Source organism: Faecalibacterium sp. BCRC 81149 (assembly GCF_022750605.1).
Taxonomy (GTDB): domain Bacteria; phylum Bacillota; class Clostridia; order Oscillospirales; family Ruminococcaceae; genus Faecalibacterium; species Faecalibacterium duncaniae.
The window spans coordinates 1-1477 of record NZ_QXJA01000040.1; the positions used below are offsets into that span (position 1 = coordinate 1).

1 protein-coding gene is annotated in these 1477 nt (G+C 43.4%); it reads right to left on the bottom strand.

Features of this window, described 5'->3' with window-relative positions; all coding sequences use genetic code 11:
• Positions 1-1477: FtsX-like permease family protein (locus tag D3F01_RS15820; protein ID WP_347568011.1), on the bottom strand; the 1477-nt coding region annotated here is incomplete at both ends.

Sequence of the window (1477 nt, forward strand, 5' to 3'; positions counted from 1 at the left end):
CCAATGTTGCAAAGAGCGCATAGCACAGCCCCTCACAGATGTTCATTTTACATAGCTGTTTTTGTGTTAGGCCGATGGAACGCAGAATACTGTTTTCCTGCTTTCGGGCTATCTGGTTAGAGAGTGTCGTATTGATAAGGTTGATAACGCCAAAGAGAAATACCAACCATGAAAGTATCTCCATACTGCCAAACGCAAAAGAATTTGTCATTTCTTCATATTCAATCACTGTATTGATTTCATCTAAGGCAATATTACTATGGCTGGCAACAATATTTTTCAATTCAGCTCCCACATAGTCCGTTTTTTTCGGATCGTTTACAATGCTCCATGAATAGTCGAAAGAAGCGATTTCCGGGTGCAGTTCATGGAACAATGCTTCTGGTGCGAAAAAGAGTACTCCATCGAGGGCCAGTTTTCCATGCCCGGAAGGCGTCTTGTTGGGATCAAACAATCCTGATACAGTGACGGAAACAGGCGGTTGCCCCTCTCCAAAATAAAAGTCAACTGTTGAACCAACACCCATATCCTCATTCTGCTTTAGCACATTATAGTCAATTACAATACTACGGGAATCTTTTGGCATCGTTCCTGCTGTCAGAGCCGCTTCAACTGTTGCATAATTCTGGTCGGTCAGCATATCACACATACCACCGCTTTGGTAAATGTCCGTCTTAAGGGTTGCATAGAGAGATTGTCTGCTTGGAATTATATCTGTAACACCATCAATAGATAAGATTTCCTGTTTTAATTCTTCATTCAACGGATTTCCCGCTGCCATAACCTTTTCTTCTGTCATTTCAGAATCCAAATAAATTTTATAGTCGCCGTCCGGGAAAAACCGTCTTGCAAGCGCCTCTGGAGAACGCAGCAAAACAATGGAGGATACCACAAGCAGAATAATTCCGCCCAAACTCAATGAGGCTACAATAGCAACGGTCTTTTTTCGGTCACGCTTAAAATTCGCAATTCCCATTGAAACAGGATTGAGCTTGATATTCTTTTTTCGGCTTCGGATGTCCTTTTGTGCCGGGGTAAAACGGACGGCTTCAATCGGGGAAATCCCTGCCGCAATTTTTATCGGCTTACGGATGGAAACAGATACCATGATCCAACTGCTTATGAGTGTCAAAATAATCGTTGCCACATAGGAAACAGCATTAAATCCCTTGGGAAACAAAAGAAAACCGCCGCATACACCCAGCACTGTACCAATCAAAATCCCGATACTGCCGAGTTTACGCCCCTCCCGCTTTACAATCCGCTTGATTTGCTTTGGCGTTGCACCAATCGTCCGAAGCTGCCCGTAGCTCTTGATTTTGTCATTGATGGAGATACGGAAGATACTCTGGATCACAATATAGCCGCCGATCAGAACAATGGCAATCACGCCAGCCATCAGTGCAAAATCAAAGGATTTAGAAGCATAGGCAAAATACTTGCTGTTCATTTTGGGCATAGGAAGCTGATATTCCTC